The sequence below is a fragment of the Streptomyces sp. NPDC025273 genome (genome assembly GCF_040638585.1).
GTDB classification, from domain to species: domain Bacteria; phylum Actinomycetota; class Actinomycetes; order Streptomycetales; family Streptomycetaceae; genus Streptomyces; species Streptomyces cinereorectus.
On sequence record NZ_JBEZYP010000010.1, the window covers coordinates 210,171 to 225,130 of the forward strand.

General features: G+C 70.2%; 16 protein-coding genes. 12 read left to right on the forward strand and 4 right to left on the reverse strand.

The window, feature by feature from the left end; genetic code table 11:
* The first annotated feature begins 103 nt into the window (after positions 1-103).
* From sdhC to AB0F38_RS18985, 9 genes are all read left to right on the forward strand, one after another.
* Positions 104-484, forward strand: a complete 381-nt coding sequence (sdhC, locus tag AB0F38_RS18945; RefSeq protein WP_079099469.1) for a succinate dehydrogenase, cytochrome b556 subunit — start codon at positions 104-106, stop codon at positions 482-484.
* 5 nt (positions 485-489) lie between these two features.
* Entirely contained in the window at positions 490-969 is a 480-nt protein-coding gene (locus tag AB0F38_RS18950; protein ID WP_361894173.1) for a succinate dehydrogenase hydrophobic membrane anchor subunit, read from the forward strand.
* A 29-nt stretch (positions 970-998) separates the two neighbouring features.
* On the forward strand, positions 999-2,753 hold the full coding sequence (sdhA, locus tag AB0F38_RS18955; protein WP_361894176.1) for a succinate dehydrogenase flavoprotein subunit: 1,755 nt from the start codon (positions 999-1,001) through the stop codon (positions 2,751-2,753).
* The gene (locus tag AB0F38_RS18960) at positions 2,753-3,520 is read left to right on the forward strand and encodes a succinate dehydrogenase iron-sulfur subunit (protein ID WP_361894179.1); all 768 of its coding nucleotides are present in this window, start codon (positions 2,753-2,755) and stop codon (positions 3,518-3,520) included. Before sdhA ends, AB0F38_RS18960 begins: the two co-directional genes overlap by 1 nt.
* Before the next feature lie 194 nt (positions 3,521-3,714).
* Positions 3,715-4,311: a hypothetical protein gene (locus AB0F38_RS18965; protein WP_361894182.1), complete on the forward strand. Its 597-nt coding sequence runs from the start codon at positions 3,715-3,717 to the stop codon at positions 4,309-4,311.
* Positions 4,312-4,330: 19 nt separating this feature from the next.
* Entirely contained in the window at positions 4,331-5,137 is an 807-nt protein-coding gene (locus AB0F38_RS18970) for a hypothetical protein (RefSeq protein ID WP_361894185.1), read from the forward strand.
* Positions 5,138-5,271: 134 nt separating this feature from the next.
* Positions 5,272-5,706: a hypothetical protein gene (locus AB0F38_RS18975; protein ID WP_361894188.1), complete on the forward strand. Its 435-nt coding sequence runs from the start codon at positions 5,272-5,274 to the stop codon at positions 5,704-5,706.
* A 7-nt stretch (positions 5,707-5,713) separates the two neighbouring features.
* Positions 5,714-6,178, forward strand: coding sequence for a DCC1-like thiol-disulfide oxidoreductase family protein (locus AB0F38_RS18980; protein ID WP_361894191.1), 465 nt, complete (start codon positions 5,714-5,716; stop codon positions 6,176-6,178).
* Positions 6,179-6,209: 31 nt separating this feature from the next.
* Positions 6,210-6,980: a TetR family transcriptional regulator gene (locus AB0F38_RS18985; RefSeq protein WP_361894194.1), complete on the forward strand. Its 771-nt coding sequence runs from the start codon at positions 6,210-6,212 to the stop codon at positions 6,978-6,980.
* On the opposite strand, the gene AB0F38_RS18990 is transcribed toward AB0F38_RS18985, so the two are convergent.
* The 3 genes from AB0F38_RS18990 to AB0F38_RS19000 all read right to left on the reverse strand — a co-directional run bounded on the left by AB0F38_RS18990 (position 6,967) and on the right by AB0F38_RS19000 (position 10,390).
* Positions 6,967-8,520 carry an ABC transporter substrate-binding protein gene (locus AB0F38_RS18990; RefSeq protein WP_361894196.1) on the reverse strand — a complete coding sequence of 518 codons (1,554 nt, stop codon included), beginning with the start codon at positions 8,518-8,520 and terminating at the stop codon, positions 6,967-6,969. The two genes, AB0F38_RS18985 and AB0F38_RS18990, sit on opposite strands and share 14 nt — an antisense overlap.
* Positions 8,521-8,777: 257 nt before the next feature.
* The gene (locus AB0F38_RS18995; protein WP_361894199.1) at positions 8,778-10,082 is read right to left on the reverse strand and encodes a metallophosphoesterase; all 1,305 of its coding nucleotides are present in this window, start codon (positions 10,080-10,082) and stop codon (positions 8,778-8,780) included.
* A 62-nt stretch (positions 10,083-10,144) separates the two neighbouring features.
* The gene (locus AB0F38_RS19000; protein ID WP_361894202.1) at positions 10,145-10,390 is read right to left on the reverse strand and encodes a hypothetical protein; all 246 of its coding nucleotides are present in this window, start codon (positions 10,388-10,390) and stop codon (positions 10,145-10,147) included.
* A gap of 121 nt (positions 10,391-10,511) precedes the next feature.
* Between AB0F38_RS19000 and AB0F38_RS19005 the strand changes: the two genes are divergently transcribed.
* Entirely contained in the window at positions 10,512-11,756 is a 1,245-nt protein-coding gene (locus AB0F38_RS19005; RefSeq protein ID WP_361894205.1) for a serine hydrolase, read from the forward strand.
* Here AB0F38_RS19005 and AB0F38_RS19010 read toward each other — a convergent pair.
* The gene (locus AB0F38_RS19010) at positions 11,704-12,624 is read right to left on the reverse strand and encodes a YihY/virulence factor BrkB family protein (RefSeq protein WP_361894208.1); all 921 of its coding nucleotides are present in this window, start codon (positions 12,622-12,624) and stop codon (positions 11,704-11,706) included. The two genes, AB0F38_RS19005 and AB0F38_RS19010, sit on opposite strands and share 53 nt — an antisense overlap.
* A gap of 127 nt (positions 12,625-12,751) precedes the next feature.
* Between AB0F38_RS19010 and AB0F38_RS19015 the strand changes: the two genes are divergently transcribed.
* Together AB0F38_RS19015 and AB0F38_RS19020 are read left to right on the forward strand one after the other, a co-directional pair.
* Entirely contained in the window at positions 12,752-14,101 is a 1,350-nt protein-coding gene (locus AB0F38_RS19015) for an FAD-binding oxidoreductase (RefSeq protein WP_361894210.1), read from the forward strand.
* A 100-nt stretch (positions 14,102-14,201) separates the two neighbouring features.
* Complete coding sequence (locus AB0F38_RS19020) at positions 14,202-14,960, forward strand: decaprenylphospho-beta-D-erythro-pentofuranosid-2-ulose 2-reductase (protein ID WP_361894213.1); 759 nt, start codon at positions 14,202-14,204, stop codon at positions 14,958-14,960.

Here is a 14,960-nt window from a genome sequence, read left to right on the forward strand (position 1 = left end):
CAAACCGTCGCTACGATGGCCGGGGCCGGTCGACCGTACCCGGCCGGGTCAGACCGACAGTCAAGCCGGCCGACCCCAATCCCCGCTCCCGGAGGGTTCTTCCGTGCCGGCTGGAACGCTGTACCGCGGCCGGGAAGGCATGTGGTCCTGGGTGGCTCATCGAGTCACCGGTGTCCTCATTTTCTTCTTCCTGTTCGTACACGTCCTGGACACCGCTCTCGTGCGTGTCTCCCCCGAGGCGTACGACGACGTCGTGGCCACCTACAAGACCCCGCTCGTCGCGCTGCTCGAGTACGGCCTGGTGGCCGCTATTCTCTTCCACGCGCTGAACGGTCTCCGCATCGTCGCCGTGGACTTCTGGGCCAAGGGCCCGCGCTACCAGAAGCAGATGCTCTGGACCGTCCTGGGTATCTGGGTCGTGCTGATGGTCGGGGCCCTGTACCCCGTCCTCGGTCACGCCGTACGCGAAGTCTTCGGGAGCTGAGGCCAATGTCCAGCGAGACCTCTTCCCCCGCGATCGGCGACGTCGAGGCCGTAGGCCTGTTCGACGTCGACAACCCCGCCCCGGTGATCGAGCCCCCGCGCAAGCGCACGGGCAAGACCCCCAAGGGATCGCGCACCAACTTCGAGATGTACGCCTGGCTCTTCATGCGCCTGTCGGGCATCGTGCTGGTCGTTCTCGTCATCGGCCACCTGCTGATCCAGCTGGTGCTGGACGGCGGCGTCTCCAAGATCGGCTTCGCCTTCGTGGCGGGCCGCTGGGCCTCGCCGTTCTGGCAGGTCTGGGACCTGGCGATGCTGTGGCTCGCCATGCTCCATGGCGCCAACGGCCTCCGTACGGTCATCAACGACTACGCCGAACGGGACAACACCCGCTTCTGGCTGAAGATGCTCCTGTACACCGCCACGGTGTTCACCGTCCTGCTGGGCACGCTGGTGATCTTCACCTTCGACCCGAACATCCGCTAGGCGCCGGGACAGAGGGACCAGAGGAAACCATGCAGATCCACAAGTACGACACCGTCATCGTCGGCGCCGGCGGCGCCGGCATGCGCGCGGCCATCGAGTCGACGAAGCGCAGCCGCACCGCCGTGCTGACGAAGCTCTACCCCACCCGCTCCCACACGGGCGCGGCGCAGGGCGGCATGGCCGCCGCGCTCGCCAACGTGGAGGAGGACAACTGGGAGTGGCACACCTTCGACACGATCAAGGGCGGCGACTACCTGGTCGACCAGGACGCCGCCGAGATCCTGGCGAAGGAGGCCATCGACGCGGTCCTCGACCTGGAGAAGATGGGCCTGCCGTTCAACCGCACGCCCGAGGGCCGCATCGACCAGCGCCGCTTCGGCGGTCACACCCGTAGCCACGGCGAGGCCCCGGTCCGCCGGTCCTGCTACGCGTCGGACCGCACCGGCCACATGATCCTCCAGACGCTGTACCAGAACTGCGTCAAGGAGGGCGTGGAGTTCTTCAACGAGTTCTACGTCCTGGACCTCCTGCTCCAGGACGTGGACGGGGTCAAGAAGTCCGCGGGCGTCGTCGCCTACGAGCTGGCGACCGGCGAGATCCACGTCTTCCAGGCGAAGTCGATCATCTTCGCCTCCGGCGGCACCGGCAAGTTCTTCAAGGTGACGTCGAACGCCCACACCCTGACCGGTGACGGCCAGGCCGCCGCGTACCGTCGTGGTCTGCCGCTGGAGGACATGGAGTTCTTCCAGTTCCACCCGACGGGCATCTGGCGCATGGGCATCCTGCTGACGGAGGGCGCCCGCGGTGAGGGCGGCATCCTCCGCAACAAGGACGGCGAGCGCTTCATGGAGAAGTACGCGCCGGTCATGAAGGACCTCGCGTCCCGTGACGTCGTGTCCCGCTCCATCTACACGGAGATCCGTGAGGGCCGCGGCTGCGGCCCCGAGGGCGACCACGTCTACCTCGACCTCACGCACCTCCCGCCGGAGCAGCTGGACGCGAAGCTCCCGGACATCACCGAGTTCGCGCGGACGTACCTCGGTATCGAGCCCTACACGGACCCGATCCCGATCCAGCCGACCGCGCACTACGCCATGGGCGGCATCCCGACCAACGTCGAGGGCGAGGTGCTGGCCGACAACACCACCGTCGTCCCGGGCCTGTACGCCGCCGGCGAGGTCGCCTGCGTCTCCGTGCACGGCGCCAACCGCCTCGGCACCAACTCGCTGCTCGACATCAACGTCTTCGGACGCCGGTCGGGCATCGCCGCCGCCGAGTACGCCGCGAAGAACGACTTCGTCGATCTTCCCGAGAACCCGGCGCAGCTGGTCCAGGACCAGGTCGAGCGGCTGCGCAACTCCACGGGCACCGAGCGCGTCGCCGCGCTCCGCCTGGAGCTGCAGGAGTGCATGGACGCCAACGTGATGGTGTTCCGCACCGAGCAGACCATCAAGACGGCGGTCGACAAGATCGCCGAACTGCGGGCGCGCTACCTCGACGTGTCCATCCAGGACAAGGGCAAGCGGTTCAACACCGACCTGCTGGAGGCCGTCGAGCTGGGCAACCTGCTCGACCTGGCCGAGGTCATGGCGACCTCCGCGCTGGCCCGCAAGGAGTCCCGCGGCGGTCACTACCGCGAGGACTACCCGAACCGCGACGACGTCAACTTCATGCGCCACACCATGGCGTACCGCGAGGTCGCGGACGACGGCACCGAGTCGATCCGGCTCGACTACAAGCCGGTCGTCACGACCCGCTACCAGCCGATGGAGCGTAAGTACTGATGGCTACCCCGACCCTGGACAAGACCGACAAGGCCGAGGCCGGCTTCGCCGACAGCCCGTACATCACGGCCACGTTCCGGATCCGCCGCTTCAACCCGGAGGTCTCCGACGAGGTCCAGTGGCAGGACTTCCAGATCTCGATCGACCCGAAGGAGCGTGTCCTCGACGCCCTTCACAAGATCAAGTGGGAGCTGGACGGCACCCTGACCTTCCGGCGCTCCTGTGCGCACGGCATCTGCGGTTCCGACGCGATGCGGATCAACGGCAAGAACAGGCTCGCCTGCAAGACGCTGATCAAGGACATCAACCCGGAGAAGCCGATCACGGTCGAGGCCATCAAGGGCCTCACGGTCCTCAAGGACCTCGTGGTCGACATGGACCCGTTCTTCCAGGCCTACCGCGACGTGATGCCCTTCCTCATCACCAAGGGGAACGAGCCGACGCGTGAGCGTCTGCAGTCCGCCGAGGACCGCGAGCGCTTCGACGACACCACCAAGTGCATCCTGTGCGCCGCGTGCACGTCCTCGTGCCCGGTGTTCTGGAACGACGGCCAGTACTTCGGCCCGGCGGCCATCGTCAACGCGCACCGCTTCATCTTCGACTCGCGTGACGAGGGCGGCGAGCAGCGCCTCGAGATCCTCAACGACCGTGACGGTGTGTGGCGCTGCCGCACCACGTTCAACTGCACGGACGCCTGCCCGCGTGGCATCGAGGTCACCAAGGCGATCCAGGAAGTGAAGCGCGCGCTGATCACGCGTCGCTTCTGACCCACGGGCCCCCGGGCCCACGGAGCGGTCTTCGAGAGGCCCCGTTTCCGCGCACCGACGGTGCGGGAAGCGGGGCCTCTTGGTGCGTCGGGGGTGCGGGGACGGTACGGTCGTGCGGGGCCGTCGACCGGCTCACGCTCTCCCGGCGCAGCACGGCACGGGAGCAGAAGGTCTGATGGAGAACGGGGAACGTCGTGAGCGATCCGAATCCGTACGCGGACGACTCATACAAGTGGGGCCCGCCCCAGCAGCCGGGCAACCCGCCCACGATGCCCGACGGGCAGGGCTACGGCTATCCGGCGCCGGGAGCCGCTCCGGCGTACGGCTACCCCCAGCCGCTGCCCGAGTCCGCCACCCAGCCCGGTCCCGGATACGGCTATCCGGGCACGGGGCAGCCGACGCAGCCCGGCTTCAACCTGCCGGTGCAGCACGGACAGCCGGGCGGTGGTGTGCCGATGCTGTCGTTCGGTGACATCACCGTCATGAACGACGGCATCGTGACACCGTCCGGCACGATGCCCCTCAAGGGCGCGGTGTGGACGGCGACCGACATGTCGCGCACGGAGGAGAAGATCCCCACCGTGGCGATCGTGCTCGCCATCGTCTTCGCGCTGTTCTGCCTGATCGGCCTGCTCTTCCTCCTCATGAAGGAGAAGCGGACGACCGGCTTCGTCCAGATCACGGTGACGAGCGGCGGCCGCCACCACTCGACGATGATTCCGGCGACGGGCCCCGAGACGTTCCAGATGGTCATGGCCCAGGTCAACACCGCGCGTTCCATGAGCGCCTGAGACCGGGTACGGCCTCCGTATGGCCCGCTTCGACCACACGGTCACCGTCGCGTCCCTGGACCGCGCCTGGTTCGAGGAGTGCGCACGGCTCGTCCTGGACACGGCCGAGTCCACGCGGGCGCGCGGTGGCGACATCGTGCTGGGGGACGCCGGGCCGCAGGTCGTGGGCATCCGGCTGCTGAAGGGCCGTCACCTGCGCCCGGGCGCCCGGTACGAGATCACCTCGGACGCCGGCGAGGCGGACGCCGCATGGGCCGACGGCCCCTCGGACGACCGGATCGTGACGACCGTACGGGAGTGGCGGCGCTCCACCGCGATCGCCGTCGAGCAGCGCATGGAGTCCGCCGGGCTGATCGCCCGGCTGGCCGTACGGCTGCGCACCCCCGAGCGGCCCGGGGCACTGGAGGTGGGCTTCGACGTGCGCGATCCCACCGGGGGTGCGCTGCAACGGGTCTCCGGACGGGCGAAGCTCGACCTGACGGCCTGGTGGGCGGCTGCGGCGGCCCGGCCCGGGTCCCTCCCGCCGGCGCGCGCCCCGCTGGCGGCCCGCGCCAGGCACCGGCTGGGGCGGGCGCGTCTCACCGTCACTCCGCGTCCTGCCGCCGACGGCGCGTGGGAGGTCGGCGTGACGCTGACCGTGCGCGGGCGGTCGCTGCTGCGGCCGGTGGCCGCGCTCGCCCTGTTCTTCGGGCAGGTGCCGGTGCGGCGTGCGTTCCGGTCCGGCGTCGACCGGGCGGCGGCCGGCTGGAACGAGGCACTGGCTTCCGCACCGCTCCCGGGCGCGGACGAACTGCGGGCCGAGCTGGTCAAGGCCCTCACCGACTGAATCCCGCGTCACCCCTCCCGGCTTACCGCCACCCCGGCGTTCCGGCAGTCACCGGGACGCTACTTGAACATGTTCAAAGACGGGTCTACAGTCACGACATCAGCATTTTGAACGCGTTCAAGGGAGGGTGGGGCATGGACCTCACTGTGCTCGCGTACGTCATCTACCTGCTCATCAGCGTGGCGCTCACCATCTGGGTCGCCCGCACACTCAGCCGCAACGGCAAGGTCTTCCTCGCCGACGTGCTCCAGGGCGACGCGAAGCTCGCGGACGCCGTGAACCACCTGCTGGTGGTCGGCTTCTACCTGGTCAACCTGGGCTTCGTGACCCTCTATCTGAAGAACGCCGACGGGGTCGCCGACGCCCGGGAGCTCTTCGAGGCGCTGTCGGTGAAGGTCGGCGTCGTCCTGCTGGTCCTGGGCGTGCTGCACCTGGGCAACGTCTACGTACTCAACAGGATCCGCCGCCGCGGCCTGATGGAGCGCGAGCAGACCCCGCCCGTGCCGCCGCAGGGCTGGGCGGGCCCCGCCGGCCAGGGGCCCTGGGCCGCGCCCGCCACCGGGCGGTGAGCGGGCCGTGACGGACGCCCCGGTCACGGACGGCAGTGCGCCCGCCCCGGTCGCGTACCCTCCGGTCACCCGGCTCACGGTGCTCTACGACGACCGGTGCCCGCTCTGCGTCCATCTGCGGCACTGGCTGGGCAGACAGCGCCAGCTCGTCCCGCTCGATCTCGTCCCGGCCGGTTCGCGGGAGGCGAGGGACCGCTTCCCCGGGCTCGACCACACGGCAACGCTCGAGGAGATCACGGTGGTCGGGGACGGGGGCCAGGTCTACCGGGGGACCGCCGCCTGGATCGTCTGCCTCTGGGCGCTGGCCGAGCACCGGCCCAGGGCCCACTGGCTGACCACCCCCCTTGGCCGCCCGTTCGCCCGCGCGACGGTGCTCGCCGCGGCGAAGTACCGGTCCGTCACGGCGGCGCCGTGCGGCTCCGCCGAGGGACGCTGCCGGGTGCCGGATCCGGCGGGCGGGTCTCCCGGATAGCCTGGGGACCGTGGTCAAGGAAGAGAAGAACGTGTCTGACGCGAACGCAGCGAAGCCGGCCGGAGCGGGCAGGACCGACAGGACCGCCAGAGCCCCGAAGAGCGAACAGACCCGCTCGCTGATCCTGGAGACCGCGCTCCGGCTCTTCGCGGAGCGCGGGTACGACCGGACGACGATGCGCGCCATCGCCCAGGAGGCCGGTGTCTCCGTCGGGAACGCCTACTACTACTTCTCCTCGAAGGAGCACCTGGTCCAGGGTTTCTACGACCGGATCGCCGCCGAACACGAGGCCGCGGTCCGGCCGGTCCTGGCAGGCGACACGGACCTCGCCGTACGCATCCGCGGTGTGCTGCTCTGCTGGCTGGACGTGGCCGAGCAGTACCACCGCTTCGCCGCCCAGTTCTTCAAGAACGCAGCCGACCCCGACAGCCCGCTCTCCCCCTTCTCCGAGGAGTCCGTGGCCGCTCGCGAGGCGGCGATCTCCGTGCACGAGCGGTGCCTCGCCGGATCCAGCACGAAGCACGACCCCGAACTGGCGCAACAGCTGCCGCAGTTGATGTGGCTGATGCAGATGGGTCTGGTGCTGTTCTGGGTCTACGACCGGACCGAGGGCACCGAGCGCAGCCGCCGGCTCGTCGAGCGCACCGCGCCGATCGCCGCACGGGCGATCGCGCTCTCCCGCTTCCGGGTGCTGCGACCGCTCGTACGGCAACTCCACGACGTCCTGGTGGAATTCATGCCAGGCGCGGTGCGCCGGCCGGAACGGGGCGCGCCCGACGCCGCGGACGTCAGATCCAGCTGAGTTCCCACAGCCGCCAGATCCCGGTGCCGTCCGAGAGGTACTGGGAGCCGGAAACACCGGCCTTGCTGACGACGTAGTCCTTCTTCTGCCACAGCGGGATCAGCGGCACGTCCTCGCCGACCAGTCGCTGGAGCTCCTTGAAGTCGGCCGAGGTGCGGCCGCGGTCGCTGTACTGCTGCGTGGCCGTGATCAGCGCGTCCATCTTCTCGCTGACGTAGCCGTTGTGGAGGGTGCTGTCGCGGCCGACCAGAGGCTGGCTGAAGGTGTCGGGGTCCGGGTAGTCGGGGAGCCAGCCGACGGTGTACGCGTCGTAGTCACCGGCCGCGTAGCCCTTCTGGAAGGCCTGCCACTCCACGGCCTTCTCCGTGACCTCGAACAGGCCGCTCTCCTCCAGCTGGCGGACCAGCTCGGCGCTCTCCTTCCTGTTCGCGTCCTCGTCGCGGTGGGCGAAGGTGAGGGGCAGCGGGATCTGCGCCCCGGCCTCTTCCATCAGCGCCCTGGCCCGCTTCGGGTCGGGCTCCGGGTAGGAGTCGAAGAAGGGGGTGCTGTGCCCGATGTAGCCCTGCGGGATCAGCGAGTAGAGCGGTTCGACGGTGCTCTTGTAGACGTCGGTGACCAGGGGGCCGCGGTCGATGATCCAGGCGATGGCCTGCCGGACCCTCTTGTCCGAGAGTGCCGAGCCGTCACGGACGTTGAAGACGAGGTTGCGGATCTCGGCGCTGTCCGCCTCGGTGACGCGCTGCTCGGTGGAGGCGACGTTCAGCTCGGCCAGGTCCTCGGGCGGGAGCTGACGGTGCGTGACGTCGACGTCGCCGGCCTTCCAGGCCGCCCGGAGCTGGTCCGAACCGTCGAAGTAGCGGATGTCGACGGCGACACCGGTCCGCTTCAGAGCGCCCCTGTACGTCGGATTCGGCACCAGCCGCGCGCGCACGCCCGGCTCGTACGACTCCAGGGTGTACGGCCCCGATCCGTCGACCTGGTCCCCCGTGCGGAGCTTGTCCTTCGGGTACTGGGTGGGGTCGACGATGGACCCGGCGCCCGTGGCGAGCTTCTGCGGGAAGGTGGCGTCCCGGGCCGAGAGGTTGAACGTGACGGTCCGCCCCTCGGCCACGATCGTGTCGAGGCTGGGGAAGAGCACCGAGGGACCGACGTCCGTCTTGATCTTCAGCATCCGGTCGAAGGAGTACTTGACGTCGCCGGCGGTGACCTTGCGGCCGTTGGCGAAGGTCAGGTCGTCCCGCAGCCTGCACTGGTAGGTCTGGAGCTTCTGGCCGACGAAGCCGCAGCTCTCGGCCGCGTCCGGCTCCGGCACGATCGCCCCGGACCTGAAGGTCATCAGGGACTGGTAGAGGTTGCTGTAGATCGCCCAGGAGCCGGCGTCGTAGGCGCCGGCCGGGTCGAGGGAGGTGACCTCGTCCGACGTACCGACCGCGATCGGGTCCTCGTTCACCTCGTCCGAGGGGAGCAGCTGCCAGGCGCCTACGCCGACGATGATCAATACCGCGAGAATCGCGAGAATCCGAAGCCGGATCAACCGCATGTGCCGTGCTCTCCCTTACCAGCCCTGCCACGGTCCATGTGCATGAATGCGCACATTGCCGCATGTTCAGACCCACCCAATCACACGATTTTCACATCGGGAAGAGCAAATCGTGCGCTCACGGCTTCTTGTTCGATATACGCCGAGAAATAGCCCGAATAGGGCATGGCACAGCCTCCCACCAGGCACTTTGGTGGCTGCACGTGATGACTGTGTGTGATTTCCGTGTGCGAGCAGGGCAGTTGCCCAGGCGATGCTCAGGCCTGTCGGGAGGCGAGCTCCACCACGGTGATGTCGGAGGGCGCGCCGACGCGGACCGGCGGCCCCCAGGCGCCCGCTCCGCGCGAGACGTAGAGCTGGGTGTCGCCGAAGCGTTCGAGTCCGGAGACGGTGGGATTGGCGAGACCGGCCAGCAGATTTCCCGGCCAGAGCTGTCCGCCGTGCGTATGGCCGGAGAGCTGGAGGTCGACGCCGTGCTCGACGGCCTCGTCGATGACGACGGGCTGGTGCGCGAGGAGGACGGAGGCACGGCTGCGGTCCCGGTCGCCGAGCGCCCGTACGAAGTCGGGTCCCTGGCCTTCGCTTTCACCCGCGACGTCGTTGACACCGGCGAGGTCGAAGCCGCCGATCTCGACCCGGGCGTTCTCCAGCGGGTGCAGGCCCAGCTCGCGTACGTGGTCGACCCACTCCGCTGCGCCGGAGAAGTACTCGTGGTTGCCGGTGACGAAGTAGCTGCCGTGGCGGGCTTCGAGTCCGGCCAGCGGTTCGGCGGCGGTACCGAGGTCGGCGACGGAACCGTCGACGAGGTCACCGACGACGGCGACCAGGTCGGGCCGGGTCGAGTTGATCGCGTCGACGATCCGCCGGGTGTGGGCGCGGCCCAGGATGGGGCCGAGGTGGATGTCGCTGACGACGGCGATCCGGAAGCCGTGCGCGGAACGCGGCAGTCTGGCCAGGGGCACGGTGACGCGCTTGACCCCGGGGCCGCGCAGCACACCGTAGGTGCCGTATCCGACCGTGCCGAGCCCGGCGAGGGCGGCCGCGCCGCCGACGGCCCGGGAGACGAACAGCCGCCGCGAGGGGTCGGCGACGGGCGGGGCCGCCGGGGCCTCGGTGCGGGGCGCGACATCCGTACGGGTGCCGCCCGTGCCGGCGTCCGCGCCCGTGACGGCGGCTTCGCCCGCCACCACGGCTCCGCTCGTGACGGTGCCCGCGGCGGGCACCTCCGTGCCCGCCGCGGCCCGGCGTGCGAGGACCCGGTGCAGCAGGGGGCGTACGGCCTCCCCCACCAGCAGAGCGAGCGTCAGATACATCAGCACGGCCAGCCACAGGTACCCCGGCCAGGCCAGCACCTGCTGCAGCCGGAACGGGAAGCCCGCGCGGGCCGACACCAGGGCACCCAGGCTCAGCAGGGGCAGCACGAACGCCGCGGCCGTGCCGGCACGGCGCGCGAGGCTGCCCTTCGCCGTGGTGTCACCGACCAGCCGGCGCCACACATAGCGGTGCGCGCCGGCGAGCAGGGCGAGGACCGCGACGATCACCAGTACAACGACCACAACCACTTACGCTCCCCCGCCCACCCGCTGGCCTGCTGCTGTCCGGACTCTCGCCTTTGCCCGGCTTGTCATGTGCGTTCGGACCGCAATGCCCTGACACCACGGAACCCGATGACTCCGACGGCCGTCCCCAGAAGAAACGACGTGATGGTGAGCAGCAGGTGGACCCAGAAGTACGCGGTCGGCTCACCGGCGTCGTCGAACGCGAGCCCGCTGCCGTCCTTCCACAAGTTCTTGGCGAAAGTGATCCAGATGAACCAGCTCCACACCCCGAAGGCGAGCAGGAACCAGGAGACGGGGCGGCTGAGCTTCATGGACCCAGTATCGCCGCCGCGTTCGAGTCCGGGTGCCCGGGGTGGGCTGTCCCGGCGGTACATACGGCGGGTCAGGCCATCCGGGTCCCCATCCTCATCCACGCCCTGTACGTTTCCGACCGTGCCTGCTCTGAAAAAGACCGTAGTGACGGTCCTCGCTGCCGCATTGCTGTCCGTATGTGTCGTCGGTCCCGCGAGGGCGGCCGACAGGGACAAGACCGACGACAAACAGCCGAAGCCGACGGGTCCGATGTCGACCGTGGGCGGCGAACGCCTGGGCGAGGTGGGCACCCAGGTCGAGCTGGGCCCCGGCGCACCGGTCCTGCCGAAGAAGCTCACCGGCAGGTCGTGGATCGTCGCGGACGCGGAGAACGGCGAGGTGCTGGCGTCCCACAACGCCCACTGGCGGCTGCCGCCCGCCTCCACCCTCAAGATGCTCTTCGCCGACACGGTCCTGCCCGCCCTGCAGCCGAAGACCATGACCCACATGGTGACCGAGGAGGAGCTCGCCGGGGTCGGCGAGGGCAGCAGCCTCGTGGGCGTCAAGGAGGACCACACCTACACGGTCCATGACCTGTGGCTCGGTGTGTTCCTGCAGTCGGGCAACGACGCGGTGCACGTCCTGGCCGAGATGTACGGCGGCGTGGACGCGACGGTCGCGGCGATGCAGCGGCACGCGGAGGAACTGCAGGCCCTCGACACGAAGGTCGTCTCGCCCGACGGCTACGACGCCCCGACCCAGGTCTCCAGCGCGTACGACCTCACCCTGTTCGCCCGCAGCGGTCTCCAGAAGGCCGACTTCCGCGAGTACAGCGCGACGGCCACCGCGCAGTTCCCCGGCGAGAAGAAGAAGGGCAAGAAGCGCGCGGTCTTCGGGATCCAGAACACCAACCGGCTGATCACCGGTGACATCGGGGTGGAGCCGTACAAGGGCATCGCGGGTGTCAAGAACGGCTACACCACGCATGCCGGCAACACCTTCACGGGAGTGGCCGAACGCGACGGCAAGGTGCTCCTCGTCACCGTCATGAACCCGTCGTCCGAGGAGAGCCACGCCGTCTACAAGGAGGCCGCCAGCCTGCTGGACTGGGGCTTCGCGTCGAGCGGCAAGGTGACCCCGGTCGGCGAGCTGGTGCCTCCCAGGTCGGCTGCGACGGGGACCGGGAAGGGTGCCCGGCCGGCCGGTGGCTCCAGCGAGGCGGAGGACAAGCAGGCGGCCACCGCCACGGCCCCCGCGGGCTCCAGCGGGGTCTGGATCGCGCTGTCGATCGTCGGCGGACTGCTGGTGGTCCTGGCGGCCGGGGTGTTCCTGGTCAACCGGCGCTGGCCGCTTCCCGACCTGGTGCGCCGTCTTCCTCGTCGCTGACGGTTGCGGCCGGTTCCTCCTTGCTCGGCGTCGCCGTCCAGGCGGCGCAGAGCAGCAGCAGCTTCGCGCTGAAGTTGATCCACAGGAGCAGCGCGACGGGCACCCCGAAGGCGCCGTACATGCTCTTCGACGCGACGCCCTTCATGTAGCTGCCCAGGAGCAGCTTGAGCAGTTCGAAGCCGACCGCGCCGACCAGCCCGGCGACGATCAGCCGCCGGCGCGGCGGCTCGACGCCGGGCAGCAGGGTCAGCAGGTAGATCAGCAGCAGGAAGTCGGCGAACACCGCCACGGCCAGGGCCGCGACCTGGAGCAGCACACCTCCCGCGCCGCCTCCGGGGATGCCCAGGAGGTCGGCCGTCCAGCCGATGGCGGTGGAGCCGGCCGTGGAGGCGGCCAGGGTCACGAGCGCCGCGCCGCCCAGACCGAGCAGCAGACCGGCGTCCTTGAGCTTGCGGACGACCGGGTTGCCCTCGTCCGTGTCGTCCTTCTCCCAGACGGCGCGCAGGCATTCCCGCATCGAGCCCACCCAGCCGATGCCGGTGAAGAGCAGCAGCACACCGGCGACCAGTCCGACCGTGCCCGCGTGCGCCACCAGGTTGTCGATGCCGAGCTGGTCCGAGATCCCCGGGACCTGTTCGGCGAGCTTGTCCTTGATCGTGTCCAGCTGCTCGGTGGAGAGCAGGGCGGCACCGATCGCCGCACCCACCGCGATCAGCGGGAAGAGCGCGAGGAAGCTGAGGAAGGTGATCGCCGCGGCGAGCCTCGTCCAATGGACCCGTTCCAGCGTCTCGTAGGAGCGCCAGGCGTGCGTCTCCATGAGCCGTGCGACGAGCGGCCCGATGACGGGTAGTTTTTTCAGCCAGTCCATGACGTACGCGTACCCTCCCGGGCGCAGAAAACCGTTCCCCGGGACGTCCCGGTGGACGGGTCACCCATTTCGGTGAGTGCTGTAACAAATCCCTCAAAAGGGTTTTCGCGGGCTATACGGTCACGTCATGTCTGTCGACACGGTGTCCATGACCGGCTGGGGCCGCACCGCCCCGACGACCGCGCTGCGGTTCCGCCCCCGCACGTACGAAGAGGCCGTGGTCGCCGTACGGGGCCGCGGGCCACGCGGGGTCGTCGCCCGCGGACTGGGCCGCGCCCACGGTGACGCCGCGCAGAACGCGGGCGGTTCGGTGGTCGACATGACCGCGCTGGACCGGATCCGGTCGGTCGACGCCGTCACGGGCACGGTGGTCTGTGACGCCGGGGTGAGCCTGCACCGCCTGATGGGGGTGCTCCTGCCGCTCGGCTGGTTCCTCCCCGTCACGCCCGCCACCCGTTATGTCACCGTCGGCGGGGCGATCGGCTCCGACATCCACGGCAGGAACCACCTGACCGCGGGTTCCTTCGCCCGGCACGTGCGCGCCCTGGAGCTGCTGACGGCGGAGGGCGAGGTGCGCACGGTGCTGCCGGGCACCGCTCTGTTCGACGCGACGGCGGGTGGTCTGGGGCTGACCGGGGTCATCCTCTCCGCCACCCTCGCCCTCCGTCCCGTCGCCACGACGCTGATGTCGGTCGACACCGAGCGGGCGGCCGATCTGGACGAGGCGATGGCCCGCCTCGCCTCGACCGCCGGCAGCGCCCCGTACGCGGCGGCCCGGATCGATCTCCTGGCACAAGGAAGGGCGACGGGCCGTGCCGTCCTCACCCGGGGGGAGCACGCACCCCTCGACGCACTCCCGGCGCACGCCCAGCGCACACCGCTGGTGTTCCGCCCGCTGCACCTGCCCACGGCCCCTGCCTTCCTTCCGGAAGGGCTGCTCGGGCGGGCCTCCGCGGCGCTCCTCAACGAGCTCCGCCACCGCGGAGCTCCCCTGTCCCGCACCGGGGAGCTCCGTAAGATCTCCTCGTTCTTCCACCCCATGGACGCCTTCGGGCACGGGAACCGCCCCTGCGGCCGGGGCGGCTTCGTGCAGTACCAGTTCACCGTCGGGGACAGGCACGGGGAGACGCTGTACCGCATCGTCCGGCGGCTCTCGACGCGCCGCTGTCCCGCCGTCCACGCCGTGCTCAAGCGGTTCGGCGAGGGCGGTACCGGCTGGCTCTCGTTCCCGGCGCCCGGCTGGACCCTCTCCTTCGGGCTGCCCGCCGGCCTGCCCGGCCTGGCACGCCTGCTGGACGGTCTCGACGAGGAGGTGGCGGCGGCCGGCGGCCGGGTCTGCCTGGCGAAGGACGCGCGGCTGCGGCCCGACGTGCTCGCCGCGATGTACCCGCGGCTGCCCGCCTTCCGGGCCCTGCGCCAGGAGCTGGATCCGGGCGGTGCCTTCCGGTCCGACCTGTCCCGCCGCCTCGCGCTCTGACCCCCGCGCCCCTGTCCCGGGGGCCGGCCTCGTGCTCCCGCCTCGCGTCGCGCTCCCTTTCCCGACCTCCCGCTCTGTCATCGTCGCTAGGAGTTTCCCTGTGAAGGACGCCTTCGGTGCCCCGCAGTCCCTGCTCGTCCTCGGCGGCACCTCGGAGATCGGTCTGGCCACCGCGCGCCGGCTGATCGCCCGCCGCACGCGCACGGTCCGGCTGGCCGGACGGCCCTCCCCCGCCCTGGAGCGGGCCGCCGCCGAACTGCGCGAGCTGGGCGCCGACGTCCGTACCGTCGCCTTCGACGCGCTCGACTCCGCGTCGCACGAAGAGGTGCTCGGGAAGCTCTTCACCGAGGGCGACATCGACATGGTGCTGCTGGCCTTCGGCATCCTCGGCGACCAGGCGCGCGACGAGGAGGAGCCGCTCCGGGCGGTCCGGGTCGCCCAGACCAACTACACGGGGGCGGTCTCCGCCGGCCTCGTGTGCGCGGGCGCACTCCAGGCGCAGGGGCATGGCTCGCTGGTGGTGCTCTCCTCGGTGGCGGGTGAACGCGCCCGGCGGGCCGACTTCATCTACGGCTCCAGCAAGGCGGGCCTGGACGCCTTCGCGCAGGGGCTCGGCGACGCCCTGCACGGGACCGGGGTGCACGTCATGGTCGTGCGCCCCGGCTTCGTACGGTCGAGCATGACGGCCGGACGCGAGGAGGCACCGCTCGCGACGACTCCGGGCGCGGTCGCGGACGCGATCGTGACGGGCCTGCGGCGGCGCTCGGAGACCGTGTGGGTGCCCGGCGCCCTGCGGGTGGTGATGTCGGCCCTTCGGCACGTGCCGCGTCCGCTGTTCCGGCGGCTTCCGGTGCGGTAG

Coding starts and splice junctions, on each gene's coding strand:
- AB0F38_RS18960 (WP_361894179.1), top strand. CDS start 2,753: ATGGCTACCCCGACCCTGGACAAGACCGACAAGGCCGAGGCCGGCTTC.
- AB0F38_RS18970 (WP_361894185.1), top strand. CDS start 4,331: ATGGCCCGCTTCGACCACACGGTCACCGTCGCGTCCCTGGACCGCGCC.
- AB0F38_RS18975 (WP_361894188.1), top strand. CDS start 5,272: ATGGACCTCACTGTGCTCGCGTACGTCATCTACCTGCTCATCAGCGTG.
- AB0F38_RS19010 (WP_361894208.1), bottom strand. CDS start 12,624: ATGGACTGGCTGAAAAAACTACCCGTCATCGGGCCGCTCGTCGCACGG.
- AB0F38_RS19015 (WP_361894210.1), top strand. CDS start 12,752: ATGTCTGTCGACACGGTGTCCATGACCGGCTGGGGCCGCACCGCCCCG.
- AB0F38_RS19000 (WP_361894202.1), bottom strand. CDS start 10,390: ATGAAGCTCAGCCGCCCCGTCTCCTGGTTCCTGCTCGCCTTCGGGGTG.
- AB0F38_RS18990 (WP_361894196.1), bottom strand. CDS start 8,520: ATGCGGTTGATCCGGCTTCGGATTCTCGCGATTCTCGCGGTATTGATC.
- AB0F38_RS18950 (WP_361894173.1), top strand. CDS start 490: ATGTCCAGCGAGACCTCTTCCCCCGCGATCGGCGACGTCGAGGCCGTA.
- sdhA (WP_361894176.1), top strand. CDS start 999: ATGCAGATCCACAAGTACGACACCGTCATCGTCGGCGCCGGCGGCGCC.